Source organism: Pseudoalteromonas sp. US3C1013 (assembly GCF_048401115.1).
In the GTDB taxonomy this organism is placed as follows: domain Bacteria; phylum Pseudomonadota; class Gammaproteobacteria; order Enterobacterales; family Alteromonadaceae; genus Pseudoalteromonas; species Pseudoalteromonas undina.
Genome location: NZ_CP183075.1, coordinates 1,253,596 through 1,272,905, shown reverse-complemented (window position 1 = coordinate 1,272,905; position 19,310 = coordinate 1,253,596). Strand labels below are relative to the sequence as shown.

At 40.4% G+C, this 19,310-nt stretch carries 21 protein-coding genes; 15 read left to right on the top strand and 6 right to left on the bottom strand.

Features of this window, described 5'->3' with window-relative positions; translation table 11 throughout:
• Positions 1 to 29 precede the first annotated feature (29 nt).
• From ACNSN2_RS05900 to ACNSN2_RS05880, 5 genes are read left to right on the top strand one after another with little or no spacing between them, the layout of a single operon-like run.
• A complete protein-coding gene (locus ACNSN2_RS05900; RefSeq protein WP_418608766.1) occupies positions 30 to 413 on the top strand; it encodes an ACT domain-containing protein in 384 nt (127 codons plus the stop codon).
• Positions 414 to 419: 6 nt separating this feature from the next.
• Positions 420 to 917 (top strand): PTS glucose transporter subunit IIA, encoded by a 498-nt coding sequence (locus ACNSN2_RS05895; RefSeq protein ID WP_008110014.1) that lies wholly within the window; start codon positions 420 to 422, stop codon positions 915 to 917.
• Positions 918 to 921: 4 nt separating this feature from the next.
• Positions 922 to 1,266, top strand: a complete 345-nt coding sequence (locus tag ACNSN2_RS05890) for an ArsC family reductase (RefSeq protein ID WP_418608765.1) — start codon at positions 922 to 924, stop codon at positions 1,264 to 1,266.
• On the top strand, positions 1,266 to 2,396 hold the full coding sequence (gene dapE / locus ACNSN2_RS05885) for a succinyl-diaminopimelate desuccinylase (protein WP_418608764.1): 1,131 nt from the start codon (positions 1,266 to 1,268) through the stop codon (positions 2,394 to 2,396). Before ACNSN2_RS05890 ends, dapE begins: the two co-directional genes overlap by 1 nt.
• The gene (locus ACNSN2_RS05880) at positions 2,396 to 3,091 is read left to right on the top strand and encodes a M15 family metallopeptidase (RefSeq protein ID WP_418608763.1); all 696 of its coding nucleotides are present in this window, start codon (positions 2,396 to 2,398) and stop codon (positions 3,089 to 3,091) included. Before dapE ends, ACNSN2_RS05880 begins: the two co-directional genes overlap by 1 nt.
• Here ACNSN2_RS05880 and ACNSN2_RS05875 read toward each other — a convergent pair.
• Positions 3,078 to 3,953 (bottom strand): DMT family transporter, encoded by an 876-nt coding sequence (locus ACNSN2_RS05875; RefSeq protein WP_010389752.1) that lies wholly within the window; start codon positions 3,951 to 3,953, stop codon positions 3,078 to 3,080. The genes ACNSN2_RS05880 and ACNSN2_RS05875 overlap by 14 nt on opposite strands.
• A 196-nt stretch (positions 3,954 to 4,149) precedes the next feature.
• On the opposite strand from ACNSN2_RS05875, the gene ACNSN2_RS05870 reads away from it, so the two are divergent.
• The 4 genes from ACNSN2_RS05870 to ACNSN2_RS05855 are packed head-to-tail and all read left to right on the top strand — an operon-like array spanning position 4,150 to position 7,060.
• On the top strand, positions 4,150 to 5,514 hold the full coding sequence (locus tag ACNSN2_RS05870; RefSeq protein WP_418608762.1) for a COG3014 family protein: 1,365 nt from the start codon (positions 4,150 to 4,152) through the stop codon (positions 5,512 to 5,514).
• 8 nt (positions 5,515 to 5,522) lie between these two features.
• Positions 5,523 to 5,948, top strand: a complete 426-nt coding sequence (locus ACNSN2_RS05865; protein ID WP_138604884.1) for a YcfL family protein — start codon at positions 5,523 to 5,525, stop codon at positions 5,946 to 5,948.
• Positions 5,949 to 5,959: 11 nt separating this feature from the next.
• Positions 5,960 to 6,577, top strand: coding sequence for a penicillin-binding protein activator LpoB (lpoB, locus tag ACNSN2_RS05860; protein WP_010389748.1), 618 nt, complete (start codon positions 5,960 to 5,962; stop codon positions 6,575 to 6,577).
• 15 nt (positions 6,578 to 6,592) lie between these two features.
• A complete protein-coding gene (locus ACNSN2_RS05855; protein WP_418609047.1) occupies positions 6,593 to 7,060 on the top strand; it encodes a glycine zipper 2TM domain-containing protein in 468 nt (155 codons plus the stop codon).
• Positions 7,061 to 7,141: 81 nt separating this feature from the next.
• Here ACNSN2_RS05855 and ACNSN2_RS05850 read toward each other — a convergent pair whose 3' ends face one another.
• Together ACNSN2_RS05850 and ACNSN2_RS05845 are read right to left on the bottom strand one after the other, a co-directional pair.
• Positions 7,142 to 7,588, bottom strand: a complete 447-nt coding sequence (locus ACNSN2_RS05850) for a DUF4826 family protein (RefSeq protein ID WP_008110031.1) — start codon at positions 7,586 to 7,588, stop codon at positions 7,142 to 7,144.
• A gap of 121 nt (positions 7,589 to 7,709) precedes the next feature.
• Positions 7,710 to 9,104 (bottom strand): M28 family peptidase, encoded by a 1,395-nt coding sequence (locus ACNSN2_RS05845; RefSeq protein ID WP_418608761.1) that lies wholly within the window; start codon positions 9,102 to 9,104, stop codon positions 7,710 to 7,712.
• A 257-nt stretch (positions 9,105 to 9,361) separates the two neighbouring features.
• Here ACNSN2_RS05845 and ACNSN2_RS05840 point away from each other — a divergent pair, with 257 nt between their 5' ends.
• From ACNSN2_RS05840 to yddG, 3 genes are all read left to right on the top strand, one after another.
• The gene (locus ACNSN2_RS05840; protein WP_008110035.1) at positions 9,362 to 9,817 is read left to right on the top strand and encodes a phosphate-starvation-inducible PsiE family protein; all 456 of its coding nucleotides are present in this window, start codon (positions 9,362 to 9,364) and stop codon (positions 9,815 to 9,817) included.
• Positions 9,818 to 9,926: 109 nt separating this feature from the next.
• Positions 9,927 to 11,774, top strand: coding sequence for an ABC transporter ATP-binding protein (locus ACNSN2_RS05835; RefSeq protein WP_418608760.1), 1,848 nt, complete (start codon positions 9,927 to 9,929; stop codon positions 11,772 to 11,774).
• Between the two features lie 183 nt (positions 11,775 to 11,957).
• Positions 11,958 to 12,860: an aromatic amino acid DMT transporter YddG gene (gene yddG, locus ACNSN2_RS05830; protein WP_418608759.1), complete on the top strand. Its 903-nt coding sequence runs from the start codon at positions 11,958 to 11,960 to the stop codon at positions 12,858 to 12,860.
• Positions 12,861 to 12,912: 52 nt separating this feature from the next.
• On the opposite strand, the gene ACNSN2_RS05825 is transcribed toward yddG, so the two are convergent.
• On the bottom strand, positions 12,913 to 13,332 hold the full coding sequence (locus ACNSN2_RS05825) for an MAPEG family protein (RefSeq protein ID WP_010389742.1): 420 nt from the start codon (positions 13,330 to 13,332) through the stop codon (positions 12,913 to 12,915).
• A 267-nt stretch (positions 13,333 to 13,599) separates the two neighbouring features.
• On the opposite strand from ACNSN2_RS05825, the gene ACNSN2_RS05820 reads away from it, so the two are divergent.
• Positions 13,600 to 14,763, top strand: coding sequence for a DUF3103 family protein (locus ACNSN2_RS05820; protein ID WP_418608758.1), 1,164 nt, complete (start codon positions 13,600 to 13,602; stop codon positions 14,761 to 14,763).
• A gap of 52 nt (positions 14,764 to 14,815) precedes the next feature.
• Here ACNSN2_RS05820 and ACNSN2_RS05815 read toward each other — a convergent pair whose 3' ends face one another.
• Entirely contained in the window at positions 14,816 to 15,865 is a 1,050-nt protein-coding gene (locus tag ACNSN2_RS05815) for an endonuclease/exonuclease/phosphatase family protein (protein ID WP_418609045.1), read from the bottom strand.
• A 421-nt stretch (positions 15,866 to 16,286) separates the two neighbouring features.
• On the opposite strand from ACNSN2_RS05815, the gene ACNSN2_RS05810 reads away from it, so the two are divergent.
• The gene (locus ACNSN2_RS05810) at positions 16,287 to 17,486 is read left to right on the top strand and encodes an Nramp family divalent metal transporter (protein ID WP_418608757.1); all 1,200 of its coding nucleotides are present in this window, start codon (positions 16,287 to 16,289) and stop codon (positions 17,484 to 17,486) included.
• A gap of 91 nt (positions 17,487 to 17,577) precedes the next feature.
• Here the strand turns inward: ACNSN2_RS05810 and ACNSN2_RS05805 are convergent, their stop codons facing one another.
• Positions 17,578 to 18,039, bottom strand: a complete 462-nt coding sequence (locus tag ACNSN2_RS05805; protein ID WP_418608756.1) for a hypothetical protein — start codon at positions 18,037 to 18,039, stop codon at positions 17,578 to 17,580.
• On the opposite strand from ACNSN2_RS05805, the gene ACNSN2_RS05800 reads away from it, so the two are divergent.
• Positions 18,024 to 19,205: a PQQ-dependent sugar dehydrogenase gene (locus ACNSN2_RS05800; protein ID WP_418608755.1), complete on the top strand. Its 1,182-nt coding sequence runs from the start codon at positions 18,024 to 18,026 to the stop codon at positions 19,203 to 19,205. The two genes, ACNSN2_RS05805 and ACNSN2_RS05800, sit on opposite strands and share 16 nt — an antisense overlap.
• The last annotated feature ends 105 nt before the right edge of the window (positions 19,206 to 19,310 follow it).

Here is a 19,310-nt window from a genome sequence, read left to right as displayed (position 1 = left end):
CTATTATCTTGCTGCTATGGATGGGTTTTATGTCAAAACAAACACTACAATTACACAGCACTGTTTTATCAATTCATAGTTTAGCGCTTGATGCCGACATCCCTCCTGCCCTGTTAAAGCAACCATTATTTTTTATTTCAAAAACGCACGATGAACTCTCGGTCGTTTGCCCTGATGACTTTATAATTGATAGCCAAGGTACAGAATCGAATTGGCAAGCATTAGAAGTAATTGGCCCATTAGGATTTTCGTTAACCGGTATTATGGCAAATATTTCAGGAGTATTAGCAAGAGCTGGCGTATCAATTTTTTCAATTTCAACCTATGACACCGACTATATCTTAGTAAAAAAGCAAACAGTCAACAAAGCGATGGCTGCTCTTAGAGCCGATGGCTACAATGTGGTAACTTAATTAATAATGAAATCTGAAGACGTTAGCTATTTAACTAAAAATAAAATTGGCCGAAGCGCGATACAAATAACTAGCCCATTCAGTGGCAAAGTTATGCAGATGGACGCGCATCCTGAAGCTTTTTTCCGCTTTGGAACTTTGGGGCCAGGGATTATTGTCAGCTTAACCAGCCATAAAGTGTTAGCGCCATTTAATGGCACTTTATTGCAAGTTAAAAGCGGCGGGTGCGAATTTATTCTAAAAGCTAAAAATGGCTTAAAAGTATTAATAAACTTAGCCGTACCTGATTCTCAAACTCTCACGCATACTCATATTGCTCAGCTTAATGGCAGCAAAATAACCAAAGGACAGCGCCTCGCTTACTTTGATTTGCGTGAACTCGATGCGCCTATTTTAGCTAGCCTTATCATACTCAATGGCCACGACTTAGGCACTTTTCATTATTCTCACCCGCAGGTCAATGCTGGTGTAGATACCTTATTAACTATTATCAAAAAGAAGTAGGTTTATGATCACTCTCTATGGCATTAGCAACTGCGACACAATCAAAAAAGCAAAAAAATACCTAAGCGATAATGACATCGCGTTCACTTTCCATGACTATCGTAAAGATGGCGTTAATCATAATATGGTTAGCGATTTTGCAGAGCATATTGACTGGGAACAACTTGTTAATAAACGTGGCACAACATACAGAGCGCTGTCGGATGAGCAAAAGCAAAGCTTAACTAAGCAAACTGCTATCGATATATTGGTTGAACAACCTGCAATGATTAAACGCCCTGTTCTTATTAATGATGGGCAATATCACTTAGGCTTTAAAACAGTACAATACGATGAGATCTTTAAATAATGACCCATCCAGTAATTACCCTAGCCCAAGCCTTAATTCAGCGAGAGTCGGTTACCCCTGAAGATGCAGGCTGCCAACACATGATGAATGAGCGTCTAAGTGCAATTGGCTTTGACATCGAATCGCTCTTTTTTACTGACACGCTCAATACTTGGGCACGAAAAGGTACGCAATCACCACACTTTTGTTTTGCCGGTCATACCGATGTGGTGCCCACAGGGCCTGAAAAAAATTGGCAGCACCCGCCTTTTGCTGGTCTAATTGAAGACGGTTTATTACATGGGCGTGGCGCAGCCGACATGAAAGGCTCACTGGCAGCTATGGTTGTAGCCACAGAGCGCTTTGTATCTAAGCACCCAGATCATAAAGGCTCTATCTCGTTTTTAATTACCTCAGATGAAGAAGGCCCTTTTATCAACGGCACTACCCGCGTAATAGATACTTTAGAAGAGCGCGGTGAAAAAATTGATATGTGTCTTGTTGGTGAGCCATCATCGCGCGATGTACTCGGTGATGTGGTTAAAAATGGTCGTCGTGGTTCTCTAACTGGTTTTTTAACTATAGCCGGTGTACAAGGGCATGTGGCTTACCCACACTTAGCGCAAAACCCAATTCATTTATCCACGCCAGCTTTAACCGAATTAAGCCAAACTGTGTGGGATATGGGTAACGACTTCTTTCCTGCCACCAGCTTTCAAATCTCGAACATTAATGGCGGCACAGGTGCCGGTAATGTGATCCCCGGTGAGCTTGAAGTACAATTTAACTTTAGGTTTAGCACCGAAGTTACTCATCAACAGCTGCAACAAAAAGTGAACGAGATTTTACAAAAACACAATTTGAATTACGAACTAAATTGGATTGTAAATGGCCTACCGTTTTTAACCGATCACGGTCCGTTAGTTGATGCTACCGTCGCTGCGATTAAATCAGTAACTGGCTTAACCACTAATTTAGAAACAACAGGTGGGACATCAGATGGCCGCTTTATTGCTCAAACCGGCGCTAAAGTAATCGAGCTGGGGCCACGTAACGCCACAATTCATAAAGTTGATGAGTGTGTTAGCACAGATGACCTGATCGCGCTGGCCGATATTTATGAACAAATATTAGAACGACTGTTAACTTAATGACTGCAAATAAAGAACTCATACAATGCATCACCGGACAAAGTGATGCACACCTAGTCGCCATACAAAACCATTATTTGCATGCCAATATTGTCAACGACTTTGTTGCACTGCAATCAGCGGCCGCATCCGCAGGCTTTGATTTATGTATTGCATCAAGCTTTCGGGATTTTAATCGTCAATCGGCTATTTGGAATGCTAAATTTTCAAATAAGCGCGTGGTGTTAAATAAAGCGCAACAAGCCGTTGAACTAAATTCACTGAGTGATATTGAAAAATGTACCGCCATAATGCTGTACTCTGCACTGCCAGGGGCAAGTCGCCATCATTTAGGCACTGACTTAGATATTTTTGATAAACGCGCAGTGAGTGACGATTATGTGTTGCAACTAACCCCCGATGAATATCAGCATGGCGGACCTTTTGCCGAACTGAGTCAATGGCTAGACACTCACCTAGCAGAATTTGGATTTTATCGGCCTTATCAGCATGATTTAGGCGGTGTTGCCCCAGAACTTTGGCATATTAGCCACATTGCGCAATCAGAGCAGCTTATGAGGCACCTGTCAGTTGAGGTATTACATAACTGCATTAAAGAAAGTGATTTATTAGGTAAAGACACTATTTTAACCCACTTACCTGCTTTATATGAACGCTTTGTGCTTAATGTGAGCCCACCTGCTAAGCGGTGTTAGTTTTTTTATTTAACGTAAAAACCAATACAGCCAGTAAAATGATACTGCTGGGGAGCATAAATTGCACAGTTAAGGTTTCTGATAAAAACACCGCTCCTGCAATAGCTGCCAAAACGGGCACGCATAACTGCACTATAGCTGCATGCGTGCTTTTTAATAAAGGCATAGCCACATACCAAATACTATAACCTACGCCTGATGCGATGGCACCTGAGGCTATTGCAAGTAACACCCCTTCCATACGTACATTTTTAAGCTGGCTCATACCCACCACAATTAAAATAGGTAGCACTAATAAGCTGCGAATAAAGTTATAAGTGGTGGCCCTAAGTGGTGACACACACGCTTTGCCTCTAATACTGTATATTCCCCATGCCACGCCACTTATGCTCATTAATACTGCCGCCATTACCGGTGGCGCTGTTTGCGAAGGCAGCATTAAATAAACAAAAGCCACAAACGCCACAATAAATGCAAGCCATTGCACAGCGGTTAAGCGCTCTTGCTTATAGATGCCCCAGCCGATCATGGTAAATTGCACCGCGGAGAATAAAATAAGCGCGCCCATACCGGTATCTAGCTCTATATAAGCTATAGAAAAACACAGCGCATATATCAGTAAGCTCACACTGCTTCGCCAGCTTCCGATATCGTTAATAACGGAGCTACTTAATTGTGCTTTTTTATTTAATTGCTTTGTATAGAGCAGCATAATAATAGCCAAACACACTGCCCCGCTGAGAAGCCGTATAACAGTGAAATTCCACGCATCAATATAACCTTGAGCTAATGCTAAGCGACACAATAACGAATTGGCAGCAAAGGCAACTAACGCGATAATAGTAAACAGAGTGGCTTTCAAATAAATTCCTAACGTGTTGATAAATATATACCGTACTTATATACAGATTAAATTAGCGTCCATTGTTGTAAACGTTAATATGGTTATTTTTTAATGATAAAGCTTTAATGTTTATACACTACGCTTTTTTACAATCTTTCACACCTACATTTATAAGCCATGTGTTAACCTTATAAAATAGATAAAAGGAGTGCGTGTGCGTCACATTTTAATTTTCAGTTTTTGCTTTATTGTAAGTGGTTGCAGCACTATTGGCTTTAACGACTTGTTTAATGATTATGCCACAAACACCACCCCTGTTAGGCAAGCTATTAGCAATAATAATATTGAAAATGCACGCACCCTTATAAAAACCAACAGTAAAGCCCACAGTAATTATTTACTGAACCAATTAGAGCAAGGGCGTATTGCTGATTTAGCTAATAATCCAGATAGTGCGCAAACATATTTTGAAACTGTCTACCAACAGATGCAAGCAAAGCGCCAAGCAGCCAAAATACAAGTAAGTGCAGGGCTTGAACAAAGTAATGCGCTGTTAACTAACGATTCAGCAATAGGTTATATCCCACCAGCCTACGAAATGAGTATGTTGCATAGCTACAAAGCACTTAATTATGTTTATAAACGCGATATTGAGAGCGCGTTAGTTGAAATACGCCGTGCCAATAAAGTACAAGTTGATGCACTACTCGATAATCAAAGCGAGTTTGATAATGCCGTTGCTCAAGCACAGCAACACTACCCAGACATGGATAATTTAACTCGCTCGGTAAAAAATGGCTTTCAAAATGCGTACACGTTTTACTTATCAGGGTTGTTATATGAAACGGCAAAGCAAGGCGATGATGCCTACATAGACTATAAAAAAGCACTCGAAATACAACCTAATAATCAGTATTTACAGCAAGATTTACTACGCCTTGCTAAGCAGCAAGGCTTTGCGGATGACTACAAACAATTTAAGCGACAGTTTGGTGAAGTAAACACCATAGATAAAAATCAAGGCGAAGTGGTTATATTATTTGAACAAGGCCTAATACCAAAACAGCACGAGTTTAAATTGCGATTGCCTATTTATACTTCGCAGGGGGATGCCCGCTTTTATAGCTTAGCAATGCCCGTTTATATAAATAACGCCTACAGCAGCGCCGTGAATAATATAAAAGTTAATAACCAAGTATTAGCATTAAGTCCGTTAGTGCATTTAGAGGCACTGGCCGCTAAAACGTTAGAGCAGCAAGTAGCTGGGCGTGTTTCAAGGCAAATATTACGTCTTGTCGCTAAAGAAAAAATGCGTGCAGAGCTTGCGCGCAGTGCCGGTGATGTGGGGAACATTTTGGCAAATTTGTATAATCTTGCATCTGAGCAAGCAGATACGCGTAGTTGGCTTACCCTGCCTAATCAGATCAGCCTTGCCCGCAGCGCAGTAAAAGCAGGCGAGCATACTCTAAACGTTGGCTCGCAACCGCCAATAAATTTTACCGTTAGTAAGCAAGGGTTAACGTTAATCTACCTAACCTCTGTTAATAACTATTTTAACTCCCATGTAGTGCAACTTTAGGAGCCATCATGAAATACATACTTCCCGTTATTGCGCTGTTTATGCTTAGCGCATGTAGCAGCCGACCTGTAACCTCAGGTATTGGGGTTGAGCAAACTGCCAACGCTTACAAAGAGCAGCTCAATGTAAATAATCCACAATTAGCTAAAAAGCTTTTAATAAGTGATGTTAAAACGCGTCAAACAAATAACCTTACCGACGTGGTAGTTACTTTAGCGAGTACCTATAAAAAATCGCAATACTTACAGTATCAATTTAACTGGTTTGATAAAGATGGCTTTGTTATTAAAGGCAACCACTCACCGTGGCAAGCCCTAACATTATTTGGCTTTGCTAAAACTCAGCTTGCAGGGCTAGCACCTAGCTCTAATGCCGTTACCTTCTCATTAGCTGTAAGAGAAGTTTCAACCGACGCACAAGAATTTAAAGATTAAAGGAAATCATGATGATCAATAAACAATTTAAATCACTGTCTAGTTATGCAATTTTAGGCTTAGCGGCACTGACACTTGCAGGCTGTGCCAACAAAGCTGTTGTCAGCTATGGTGATGCCCAAGCCGTAGAAACCACAGATATAAACTTTGGCTCTACTGACTTACAAAAAGTTGCCTCGCAAATGACCGACTCTCTGCTTAGTTCGCCTGTGGTTGGGACTATGACCGCCAATACACGCCCTGTGGTATTTGTAGAGCGTATTAAAAATAAAACCAGTGAACACATAGATACAGAATCAATCACCGACTCTATCTCTACTCAATTACTGCGTAGCGGCAAATTTAGATTTGTTGATATGACCCGTGTAGAGGCGGTTCGTGAGCAAATTACATTTCAAAACGAAGACGCCTTAGTCAACCCAAGTACTGCGGTGGCTTTTGGTAAGCAAATTGGTGCGCAATATATGCTGTACGGTAACCTATCAAGCATTGTTAAATCTAATGCCGATAAAGCCGATGTGTACTACAAATTTACAATGCGTTTAATGGATATGCAAAGCGGCCTTGTTGAATGGGCTGACGAAACTGAAATTCGTAAGACGCGTGAAAAATCAACGTTTGGTTGGTAATAACAGGAGCGAATTATCAAAACGCTTAGCTTAATTTTATGCGCTTTATTAGTAGTAAGTGCCCCAACGTTTGCCAAGTACGAACGAAATAAAGCTGTTCCTGTACAGCAAGTACTATTTGGTAAAGTAAAGTCGGTGCGCACTATTACTGAGCAACAACTAGTACAAGACAAAAGTAACGGCTGGAAAACCTTTGGCGGTGCCTTACTAGGCGGTGTTATTGGTAACCAGTTTGGCGGCGGCAGTGGTCGTACTGTAGCGACTATTTTAGGATCGGTGATTGGTGGTAACGTTGCTCATAATCAGCAGCAAACACAGCGCTATGAAAACACACAGCTCGTTGAATTACTGATACAAGTAGAAAGTGGTGAGCAATTTATGGTGGTACAAGACAACGATCCCGCTATGCGTTTTCACCAAGGGGATCATGTTCGCCTGATCTACTTAACCAATAACACGGTGCGAGTAGATAGCGCGTATTAATATTCTTTTGACGGCATAGCTGAAAAAAAACCTAACTTAGGTAACTAAGTTAGGTTTTTTTAAAAGGTAATTACGCTTATTTTAAGCTGGTTCTTTTGCCCAAAGCTGCTCATTTTCATGCATTTCATATAAGCCATGAGCACGGTTTATAAGTAAGTTTGCAAAGTCGGCTTGGGTTTTATCTCGTGCACCCGCTGTAATAATTTGGTCGGCTTTTAACTGCCACTGCAATGAAAAATAACGCATGGCATCACGTGCATCTTTTGCTGCAGACGCTTCAGCGTGATCAGTTGGTAAACGACCGGTGATCACCCAGTAGCTTTTACCGTTTTGCGCTTTAAATTTCCAAAGCGCGCATAAAGGCGCTAAAAAACGGCTTTCTTTTTCAAGCAAGGTTTTAGGCATAATGCCTTTTTCAGCTAAATGTTTTTGCGCATTTTGAAAACATTCGCGCTGCCATTGAATTTCTTGTTGCTGAAGTTCAGCTTGCTGCTCTGGTGTTAATGGTTTTTGTTCTTGTTGCTGCATTTTAATAACCTTTTTACTTCTTTGTTTACACTTTAAGGGCATAACAAATAAGGCGCAAGCATAAATAGCGTGCTTAACACCTTATTCGCAGCTGTTTGCTGGGTTTTTAAGCAAAGTACACTTACTTTATGTTGTGATCAAACGAACCCACAGCACCTGGGAATACCACTGGCGACTCAATACCCTGTTTATTCACGCTAGCAACTCCAAAATAGTAATTATCAATAACCACATTTTTTAGGGTAAATTCACTGGCCTTATCAACCCATTGACTGTATTGCCATTGTGGTTCACTAGTATAGCGCCAGTATATACGATAGCCTGCTACATTTTTATCCTCTGTTGGCTGCCAAGAAAGTGTGGTACTGGCGCGTACGGCACCACTAATTTTCACCTCTTTTGGTGGCGCAGGGGCCCACGCCATTGACGCAAGGCTTACCGCATTTAATGAGGTAAGTTTTGCGGCGTAATCAAAATCCACCCCATCAATAGTATCACCGTACACTACCCCATTTTCGGTGCGCAGGTCTTGATGTTGGCGATCATAATGCTCGTTGGTTTCCATAATACGCACAGCCGCAAAACCCGCATCATTAAACGGACGATGATGCCCGCCTCGTGCAAAACGGTCGAGCCTATATACCAGCATGGTATCTAAGTTCTCAATGTATTTATCAGCAATGGTGTCTATGTAACGCGCTAAATTACGGCTCGCTGAGTCAACTTCGCCGCCAGTAAAACGACGAGTACGGGCTTGTTCTTTAGTTTCAACTACACGCGTACCTTCAGAAAAAATACGTGCAGTAGTGTTATCTGTGACGCCATTAATGCCGGTGATGTTACCAATCATGTCGTTATTTAAAACACCATGAACCTGCCAATTATTTTTTTGTGCGTAAGCAGTTAAAATTTTACCGCCAAATAAACCTTGCTCTTCACCTGAGAGTGCTGCATATACCACTGAGCCATTAAATGTATATTGCGATAACACCCGTGCCGCTTCAATCACACCGGCAACCCCTGATGCATTATCGTTTGCCCCAGGTGAATCGCTAGTAAAATCCATAACATCACTAACGCGTGAGTCTATATCTCCCGACATTATCACCATACGATTAGGATCGGTGTTACCGCGCTGAATCGCAATTATGTTAACCACTTCCACAGGGTCAGGAATGCGCTTTTCACCCGAGATGGTTTGTTTTACTTCTAGTATCTCTAAACAGCCACCACACTGTGCCGAAATTGCTTCAAATTCTTTTTTTATCCAGCGTCTTGCCGCGCCAATACCACGGGTATCCGATTTAGTTTCAGATAAAGTATGGCGGGTACCAAAATCCACTAACGTTTGAATATCATCTCCAATACGCTGCGCTGAAATTTGATCTGCAATATTGTGCAATGATGCTTGTTGTGTGGTTTGTGCAGCCACACTATAAAATGACGCGCTACAAACAGATGCAACCGCACTATACTTAATAATCCGAGTAACTAACTTTAAAGGTGAAATTGACATAGCAGTTTAATCCTTATTGTTGATGTTTTTAAAATGACAGCTCTGCAGGTATACAGCAATGCATTTGAGATAGACGTTAAAAACCTCAGGTTAAATTACATTTAATTAACACGCTTAGTTTAGCTATCGCTTGCTCAGTTTCTAGTTTAATAAAAATAATCACTTATGCTGTTTTGTACGTATATTAAAGAGAGAAACACGATAATCAGCTATCATTTTATATACCCAGTTTAAAAATAATAAGGTGCTGTAAAAATATGAAGAAACACGAAGAATTACCTGAGGATCATGTTGACCCGCTTATGCAGTATTTACATCACGCGATTCGCTTTGCTATTAAAATATTAGCGGTGCTCATGGTGCTAGTTATTTTTTGGAGTATTGCTGATGTAGTATATGTTTTATATATGCGATTGAGCTCTCCCCCTTACTTTTTATTAAACATTGAAGACATTCTGCAAACCTTTGGTGCTTTTATGGTGGTGCTTATTGCGGTAGAAATATTTACCAATATTCGTTTATATTTAGGCTCAAGTTCACTGCCGGTTGAGCTGGTCATTGCCACCGCACTAATGGCTGTGGCGCGTAAAATTATTGTTTTAGATTTAAAATTAGTGACCTCAGAGCAAATTATTGGCCTTGCATTAGTGACTTTAGCCTTAGGTATATCTTACTGGCTGGTAAAAAATAAAACCGGTCATACAAAACTGTAAATCGTTAACTTAACTTAAGATAACAGCTAAATACCTCATTCCCACTGCGCCTTTGTGCTTTACAATGGTATAGTGGGATACCTCTATAAATACTTAATAAGCTTCTAATATGTATCGATTATTTGAACGGATGACTAAACCGTTCCCGGAGTGTTCTCCATCTCAGCCTCCTAATACCTTATTTGCCTTTTGCCGCCATTACACCAAAGGCATGGAACTGTCGTTAGTGCTTATGTCGCTCAGTGCCGCATTATTAGCTATTTTAGAAGTGTCTTTATTTAGTTACATGGGACAACTGGTTGACTGGCTCGGCGAGTACACCCCTAACGAGCTATTTTCACAGCAACAATCCGAATTAATAAAGATGGGGTTAATGCTCTTGGTCGTGATGCCCATGGTAGTCTTTTTCAGGTCGGCTATTTTACACCAAGCACTGTTGGGCAACTATCCGATGTCGATACGTTGGTTAGCGCACCGTTATTTATTACGCCAAAGTGTTAGCTTTTATCAAAATGAATTTGCCGGAAGAATAGCTACTAAAGTGCTGCAAACCTCATTGGCAGTGCGTGAGTCAGTCACTAAATTACTTGACGTATTGATGTACATTGCCGTTTATTTTGGCTCAATGGTGTTTTTAGTAGCCGCCTCAGATTGGCGCTTAATGCTGCCGTTATTAGTGTGGTTAGCATTATATATTTGCGTGCAAATTTACTTTGTACCACGGTTAAAAAGCATTGCTAGCTCACAAGCTGATGCACGCTCAGAAATGACTGGCCGTATTGTTGACAGCTACACCAATATTTCAACCATTAAGCTGTTTTCTTACACCCAACGCGAAGAGCAATATGCTAAACAAAGCATGGATGTATTTTTACAGCCTGTATATAAACAAATGCGTTTGGTAACCAGCCTTAACGTGGTTATTCAAAGCTTGAACTATTTACTGGTATTTTCGGTGGCAGCGGTGTCTTTGTATTTATGGTCGTTAAGTGCCATTAGTGCGGGGGCTATTGCAGTAGCATTGAGTTTGTCGTTAAGGCTTAATGGTATGGCCCAATGGATCATGTGGGAAATTAGCAGCTTATTTGAAAACATTGGTACCGTAGCCGATGGCATGCGCACCCTTTCAAACCCGATTGCGGTTGATGACAAGCCAAAAGCCGATAGTTTAAAAGTAACTCAAGGGGCAATCGACTTTAACAATGTACACTTTAATTATGGTAAAGCCGCTAATGAAAATAACCGAGGTCCAGTAATTAACGGTTTAAACTTAAATATTAAACCGGGCGAAAAAATTGGCTTAGTGGGTCGCTCTGGCGCGGGTAAATCCACATTAGTTAACTTGTTGCTACGTTTTTACGATACAGACAAAGGCTGTATTAGTATTGATGGCCAAAATATAACTGATGTAAGCCAAGAAAGCCTTCGCCGTTATATTGCTATGGTTACCCAAGATACATCCCTACTACATCGCTCAGTAAAAGATAACATTTTATACGGCAGACCCGATGCCACAGAAGCGGAAATGCTCGATGCGACCAAACAAGCCAAAGCGCTCGATTTTATAAACGATTTAGAAGACAGCAAAGGCAATAAAGGTTTTGAGGCTCAAGTGGGCGAACGAGGAGTAACCCTCTCGGGCGGGCAACGCCAGCGGATTGCTATTGCTCGGGTGTTACTTAAAAACGCGCCTATTCTTATACTTGATGAAGCCACCAGCGCTTTAGACTCAGAGGTAGAAGCAGCTATTCAAGCAAGCTTAGATGATTTAATGACAGGAAAAACGGTTATTGCTATTGCACACCGATTATCAACCATTGCACAAATGGACAGGCTTATTGTGCTTGATGAAGGTGGTGTTGTAGAGCAAGGCAGTCACGATGAGTTAATTGCCCAAGGCGGTATTTACGCTGCACTGTGGGCACATCAAACTGGCGGCTTTATTGGTATTGAATAAAAAAACCATCTCAGAGTAGGTCATCATTTGGCCTGCTCTTGTTTACTAAAATTTAATTTTATTATTGATTTTAAATGCTATTTATAGCCTTTTAGTCGAATTTTATAGCCCACCTATTGCCTCACTGTTTTTATAATGTCACATTCGCGACTGACTTTTTTATCATTCATCAGGCAATTCACCATGTCTTTATTAAGCAAACATAAATACACCCTTTATGGAGTGCTCGCTATTTTACTTTGGAGCAGTTTAACTGCCTTTATTCGTGATTTATCAGAATTATTTAGCCCAATTGGCGGTGCCGCTTTGATTTATAGCGTCAGTGCGATTTTTTTAATGTTAGTCATGGGTGTACCAAAGCTAAGCAATTATCCAAAACGCTATTTAGTCTTTGGTGGCAGCTTATTTGTTATTTACGAAATATGTTTAGCTTTATCCCTCGGCTTTGCAAATAGTCGCCAGCAAGCGTTGGAAATGGCGATTATTAACTACCTTTGGCCAGCGTTAACCATTTTATTATCGATTATTGTTAACCGCATTAAAGTAAGCGTATTAGTCTACCCGAGCATACTGATTGCGTTTTTAGGGGTTGCATGGTGCATTGCAGGTGATAGTGGTTTATCTGTGGAAGTATTAACCGCTAATATAAGTGACAACCCATTGCCCTACTCTATGGCGTTTGCAGCGGCGTTTATTTGGGCTGTGTATTGCAGTGTAACGGTAAAACTTAGCGAGGGTAAAAATGCCATTAGTGTATTTTTTGCAGCCACGGCAATCTCTTTATGGATAAGTTACGGATTGAGTAATGAACCCAGCTTTGAGTTTAGCCTAGATTCTAGCTTTACCTTAGTATTAGCAGGCGTGGTTATTGGTGGAGGTTACGCACTGTGGAACCAAGCAATAATTGGCGGTAACCTAGTGTTGTTAGGCACCTTGTCTTACTTTATCCCTGTGTTATCAACACTATTTGCTGCTATTTACTTATCAGTATCGCTCACCAGTGCATTCTGGCAAGGCGTTGTGTTAGTGACATTAGGCTCATTAATGTGTTTTATTATGACCCGAAAAACAAAGCCAGCCCAATAAAATATGTAAGCGAAAAGCTAGAGGCTGTCTGCTTTTCGCTTTAATCATTTACTTAACTAGCTAATCGCAGCCCTAACAGCACTAACATCACAATGTTTGCAATCACACTGATTAAAAAGAAGTAACTACGCGGGCTGGGGTTTTTCTCGGTGGCAATTGCGTAATACAGTGCCATATGAATTAAACGTGCAATCACATATACCCAAATACATATTGCAAATACCGAGCTGTGATAATTCATCACAAAAGCAAATAAAACCGTTCCTATAAACAACGCGCTGTTTTCTAGGGTGTTATGAAAAGTACGATGCGCCCTAAATATAAAACTCTCATGAGATAGCTCTTTATCTATTTTTCCTGGCACTGCACCGGGTTGTTTAGCCTTACTAAACGTCGCCACGGCCCACTGAACTAACATCATAATTAAGTATAAATAAAATGCTACAAACGCAGAATGTGCAATATCGGTCATTGTTTTTTCCTTTGTGTTGTAATTAGAGTAATAGTTACAGCAACTATTAAGCCAAATTTAAACCACTGATATGTATATAAATTATTTTATAAAATATACATTTTTTGTAATAGATTCCTGCTTTATATAAAAATTACGGTGTTTATGTAATGTATATCAAACCGCAAGCCAACATTAATACTAATTACGTATTTTATAAATTTAACTTGAGCATTTATTCTAATTATTGTTTTATAGTGTTACTAGAAACGGAACGGCGGAATTTGTATGAAAAATAAAATAACCAAATCTTTAGCTACAGCGGCATTATTGAACTTTATATCAGTACCTGCTTTTTCAGCTCAAGATCATATTGAAAATACAGAAAACTTGGTACAGCAAGCTCAATACAAAAACGTAGCAACTATTAAGCGTAATTTCGCAAAGCAAGTAGCGCTTAATTATCCAGTGTTGGATGCTGATTTAAAACAATCATTAAATAAATATAACTTAGTTTTAAATGCTGATCAGTTATCAACTGTAGAACGGCATACAAAGCGTAATATAAGTCAGGCAAATAGCGCCTTACAACAACTTAAAGGCTTACCAAACAATACAGGAAGCTTGTTACAAGTTCGTTTGGCAAGTGAGTCCATGCTTACTGATTGGCAACAAGGTGAAAAACCTTTATTCGCATTTGCACCCGCTGGTGACGATAGCCAATGGAGCGAGATTGAAGCGTTCGATCAGTTTGGTGACATTCATTATCTGAGCGTTGACCAAATGCCAACCCAACCTGTTTTTATTGTGGAGTTAGATCAACAAAAAGTACAGGATGCGGGTATTGCAGTAATGAAAGGAATTTTGTCTGCTAACAAGTTCAGCAAAAACATGGTTAGCCCACAAAATCAATTAAGTAATGAGCAGCCATTACAAACTAGTGTGCTAAAAAAAATACATTTAGAGGATGATAAAGAGCCTTGGATTTCAGGAAAGGCAGAAGTTTATGCCATCGTAACGGGGATTAATCCTAGCAGAGATGAACCAATATTAGATATTGTTGATTTACCTTATTTAGATCATGACCAAACCACTTACAGCCCTAATCAGGTTTTAATTCATTGGCAACGTTATCGTTGGCAAGCGGTCGATTTGCTTTTAATGGAGCAAGATGACAACACTAATTATAAAACCTTAGCAATGAAATTATTAGAAATATCAGAGCAAGTAATGGCAAGTATCCCTGATTTACAAGCACAGGGCTATACTATTATTCCTAAACTTACTAATGAATTGCTTAAAGCAATGCCTGATGAATGGTTTACCAATAATGATGATTATGTTGATGTTTTTTACACGCTATTTGAAAACAAAGACTATCAAGAATATAAAGGGGCCAGCAGTAATGCCACTATTACCTTGTCACCTTTAGAGATAAATCCTCGTCAGTAAATAGCGACTCGCCACTGTTTGGCTTGCTAACTAAACAGTGGTGAGTTAATCATTACTCCCGCAGTTTAAGCGTGATACATACAACGCCGTGATCGGTACTTAAATCGTCACGCTCAAACTCGGGGTTAATTAAATGACGATCGTAAGTATGATAATCGCTTACTTCAAAAAAACTGTCGTCATAGCCAGAATCAAACTCACAAGACAGCAAAATATAATCAAGCACAGAGCTGCTTGCGCCAAAGTAATGTGTTGCTTTTCGTAGTGGTTTTAAGCCTTGATTATCTTTATCGATAACACCTTGTATTGACTCATTAGCTACTTCATCAGGCTCGCAATCATCGTTTAACTTTGTAAATAACTGCCACGCATCGTTAAGACAATATTTTGCAAGGTAGGTTTTACTATCAAACGCAGGGGCAAAACGCAGTGTATTGGTTAGTAAATGGCTTAAAACGCCATCAGCTAGGTCGTTATTAAAATCTCCCATTAGTATCATAGGCTGTTGCGTGGCCTCACGACGGCTTATCATTTCTATCATCAGCAATGTTGCTTCACTACCGCGCTGAATAGTTGAGCCCCAGCCACCCGCTACATTTGCTTTTAAAATTTCAATAATGTTTTTTTCAGCGGTTAGTTCTTTATTAGTTTCATCAATCTCAATTGATGGCCGTTTAGATTTAAAATGCACCACATAGCAATCGGTATTGCCGATATGCGGCAAACTTATTGTGGCTCTAAGTACTCTACGGCTAAAGGCAAAATCTTCAGTTAAACCTAAAGTACTGGCAAGCTCATAGTCGTGTTTTACGCTCGCTACTTCAACGATGGGGTATTTTGCTGCTATTGCCACAACGGGGCGTTTATAAATAAAATCATCTATTACCTGTGGCTCATCCACCACAGCAAAGTGCGCATAACCTTGCTGCTTTACTAATTCTTTAAGCGACTCAATGCTAAACACTTCCTGAAAGCCAATTACATCGGGCTGATGCTCGGTTAAATAATCAATAATCCAGCGCTGTTTTTTTGCCCATTGCTCCGCGGTATATATCCGCTCAAACTCATAATAAGCATTAGGTGGCTCAAGATAATTAAACAGGTTAAATGTGGCTATTTTTAATGTTGAATTGGTTATCATCATCTCAGGGGATTGTTCTGAGTTATCAGTTAAAGGTGATGTATTACAGTCACTAATAATGGTCGCCTTTGAAAGTTTATATTGTGTGCTATTGTCAACATCATATAAGATTTTTGCTGAGTGCCAAAGCTTGATAACAACTAAAATCAATTAAATCGTTTAAAGTTTAAGCAAACGAAACCTATCCCCTTTAAATTTATATACAAGTTGGTATGCTACGCGACCTTTTTTAACATATGGTTATCAAAAAAGGCAAAGCCAAGGGGCGGCTAATGCTGCAAGGCACTTAGTATAAGTGGCAGCAATATTACAGGCATCACGTTAAACAAACGTTAGGTGTAACTTTAAATAGCAATATAAAAAGCACTATTAGGGTCAAACTATGCGATTAGGACCAGGACTACTCGTCACCGCTGCCTTCATTGGACCAGGGACTATTACCACCGCGAGCGTAGCGGGTGCAAACTTTGGTTTTGCACTAATATGGACATTACTATTTTCAGTAATTGCCACCATATTATTACAATCTATGGCGGCGCGCCTAGGCGTAGCCACTGGGCAAGACTTAGCACAAGCACTAAGAGCCCATATCGAAACTCCCCTATTTAAATCTCTCGCTATATTTTTAGTGATCAGCGCCATTGGTGTTGGCAGTGCCGCCTACGAGGCTGGTAATTTAAGCGGTGCCAGCATGGGATTAATTGAAATATTCCCTCAGGTAAATGCCCAACTTTGGACGCCACTGATTGCATTTTTAAGTGCCATACTACTTTATAGCGGTAAACACAAAGTTGTTGAAAATGCGCTTATTTTACTAGTGATTTTAATGAGCCTAGTGTTTATCTCTACGCTTGTTATGGCGGCTCCCTCGCTCAGTGACGTATTAGCTGGTTTTATTCCTAGCATGCCTGAGGGCTCAATTACCACCGTATTGGCATTAGTGGGTACGACCATAGTGCCATACAACTTATTTTTACACTCAGGGGTACTGGCTGCTCGCCATGACAGCGAGAGTGACAAACAAAAAGTAATTAAAGAAACCAATATAGATACGGGCGTGTCCATCACCCTAGGTGGGGTGATCACCTTAGCTATTTTATCAACCGCATCAGTGGCATTTTATGGCACCGATGCAGGGCAAATTAGCGCTGCCAATATGGCGGTGCAGCTTGAGCCATTACTTGGCGATGCCGCCCATTACTTTTTTGCTATTGGTTTATTTGCCGCAGGTTTAACCAGCGCAATAACTGCTCCTCTTGCGGGCGCTTACGCCGTATGTGGCATGTTAGGTTGGTCAAATAAAATGGATAACGTTCGCTTTAAAAGCGTTGCCATTGTTATTTTATTATTTGGTGCGGCGGTGGCTTCTCTGGGTTTAGACCCTGTCGCGGTGATAATTTTTGCCCAAGCTGCCAATGGCTTATTGCTGCCTATAGTCACCACTTACCTTGTGTGGTTAGTTAATCAAAAAGCAGTAATGGGTAAATACACTAACTCAGTATTGGTAAACCTACTTACTTTACCAGTGTTAGTACTTATTTTTGGCCTAAGTAGTTACAAGCTCTTTAGTTTGATTTTTTAATACTACTCTGTGATTTATGAACACACAAAAGCCGCTGTATTAATAGCGGCTTTTTACATTGCATTGCATTGCATTGCAAACTAATACTCACTTAAAAACCGTGATGCTCTGTCTTTTGCTTATTTGCCTTAATGAGTTTTGCAAATACATAACCCCCTACTGCACCTGCACATAATTGCGCATAAAACCCCCAGCCTCTTGCACCCGCAATAATAGTAATATTCATAATAGATTCAATAGCAATTAACGCTGTTGTAAACGCTACAATACCCGCAGTTACAAATAATTGTATCCCCTGATTTTGAAGCTTTTTTGCGATAAACCAGGTCACAAAAAATGCGATAGCAAGTGCAATCGCAATAATAGCGCCGTAAGTAGGTAGCAAGCCAAGCCAATCTTCAAGAGTTAAATTAACACGATCATTAAAGCCCACCACTACACCTACATTAACTAATTGATTGACAACGTATTGGCTATGAAACAAGCTAGCAAGAGTGAATGTAAGTAACCAAGAAACTAAAAATGAAGGGAGTGTACGTGTTAAAAACTGCATGGTTATCTCAACTTAAAATGAAACTTTTTCCTTACACTAGCAAAGGCTTGCAGGGTAAACAATCTCTACGTTGTATTACGCTACTCTCGCTTTTAACGTTTTCTTGTAACGTCAGTGCCGAATTACCAATTCGGCAATATACTGCTAGTACCTTAGCAACAGATCTCAATTCACCATGGAGCATGGTTAAGCTCCCAAACAATACGTGGTTAGTTACAGAGCGTGATGGCCATGTTGTCATCATTAAAAACAACCAACAAAGCCGAGTTAAAATAAACTTCGAGGGCTTATACGTTGCAGGGCAAGGCGGTTTACTCGATATAGTACTTTCGCCAAATTACAGTGAATCAAAAGAAATAATATTCACTTATGCCCAAGGTGAGCTTGATGCAAACAGACTCGTTATTGCCAAAGCTAAGTTTGATGGCGAGCAGTTTTCAGCACCAAAAGTTATTTATAAAGTTGCCACCGATAAGGGCACACCGCAGCATTACTCTGGCCGGGCGCTTGTACTGCCCGATAATAGCTTACTGTTTTCAAGTGGTGATGGCTTTGACTACCGCGAGCAAGCACAAGTTATAACCAGCCAATTAGGTAAAGTGCTACGAATTAATTTAAATGGCACTATTCCAAGCGATAACCCGTTTATTAAACATGAAACCCCTACCGCGCATGCCATTTATTCACTCGGGCACCGTAACTTGCAAGGCTTGGTTTATGATTACGATACCAAGCAAATCATTAGCCACGAACACGGCCCCGCAGGCGGTGATGAGCTCAACTATTTAAAGGCTGGCACCAATTACGGCTGGCCAGTAATTACTAACGGCGACGATTATTCACAAGCACGCATTTCGCCCTTTAGAGACTACCCAGGCATGGCTAAACCAACCGTAGATTGGACTCCCTCAATTGCGCCATCAGGCATGGCATATTATGGCTCTAAGCATGCAGCCTTCCCTTCACTGCAACGCCACGTGCTTATTACTACATTGGTCGATAAAAAGCTCTACAGCGTTAATTTAGCAAATGGTGAATACACCCAGTCGCATATTTTCCCAGAGGCTACAAGTAGACTCAGAGATGTGTTTGTCACTGCTGAAGGTAATGTGGCGATATTAACGGATGGAAAAGAGGCAAGGTTAATGCTGGTAACGCCAAAGTAATATTCACTTAAATGAATGGTGATTGTCTCGTAGGATTTATTTTAATGTTTAACTTTTAAAATAAATCCTACGAGACTAAAAGTAGCAGCAAGCTAAATTCATACT

Bases quoted from the DNA above. Each gene is read 5' to 3' on its own strand.
- dapE (WP_418608764.1), top strand. From the start codon at position 1,266: ATGACCCATCCAGTAATTACCCTAGCCCAAGCCTTAATTCAGCGAGAG.
- ACNSN2_RS05810 (WP_418608757.1), top strand. From the start codon at position 16,287: ATGCGATTAGGACCAGGACTACTCGTCACCGCTGCCTTCATTGGACCA.
- ACNSN2_RS05900 (WP_418608766.1), top strand. From the start codon at position 30: ATGTCAAAACAAACACTACAATTACACAGCACTGTTTTATCAATTCAT.
- ACNSN2_RS05805 (WP_418608756.1), bottom strand. From the start codon at position 18,039: ATGCAGTTTTTAACACGTACACTCCCTTCATTTTTAGTTTCTTGGTTA.
- ACNSN2_RS05840 (WP_008110035.1), top strand. From the start codon at position 9,362: ATGAAGAAACACGAAGAATTACCTGAGGATCATGTTGACCCGCTTATG.
- ACNSN2_RS05890 (WP_418608765.1), top strand. From the start codon at position 922: ATGATCACTCTCTATGGCATTAGCAACTGCGACACAATCAAAAAAGCA.
- ACNSN2_RS05850 (WP_008110031.1), bottom strand. From the start codon at position 7,588: ATGCAGCAACAAGAACAAAAACCATTAACACCAGAGCAGCAAGCTGAA.
- ACNSN2_RS05845 (WP_418608761.1), bottom strand. From the start codon at position 9,104: ATGTCAATTTCACCTTTAAAGTTAGTTACTCGGATTATTAAGTATAGT.
- ACNSN2_RS05895 (WP_008110014.1), top strand. From the start codon at position 420: ATGAAATCTGAAGACGTTAGCTATTTAACTAAAAATAAAATTGGCCGA.
- ACNSN2_RS05820 (WP_418608758.1), top strand. From the start codon at position 13,600: ATGAAAAATAAAATAACCAAATCTTTAGCTACAGCGGCATTATTGAAC.
- lpoB (WP_010389748.1), top strand. From the start codon at position 5,960: ATGATCAATAAACAATTTAAATCACTGTCTAGTTATGCAATTTTAGGC.
- ACNSN2_RS05880 (WP_418608763.1), top strand. From the start codon at position 2,396: ATGACTGCAAATAAAGAACTCATACAATGCATCACCGGACAAAGTGAT.
- ACNSN2_RS05835 (WP_418608760.1), top strand. From the start codon at position 9,927: ATGTATCGATTATTTGAACGGATGACTAAACCGTTCCCGGAGTGTTCT.
- yddG (WP_418608759.1), top strand. From the start codon at position 11,958: ATGTCTTTATTAAGCAAACATAAATACACCCTTTATGGAGTGCTCGCT.
- ACNSN2_RS05825 (WP_010389742.1), bottom strand. From the start codon at position 13,332: ATGACCGATATTGCACATTCTGCGTTTGTAGCATTTTATTTATACTTA.
- ACNSN2_RS05865 (WP_138604884.1), top strand. From the start codon at position 5,523: ATGAAATACATACTTCCCGTTATTGCGCTGTTTATGCTTAGCGCATGT.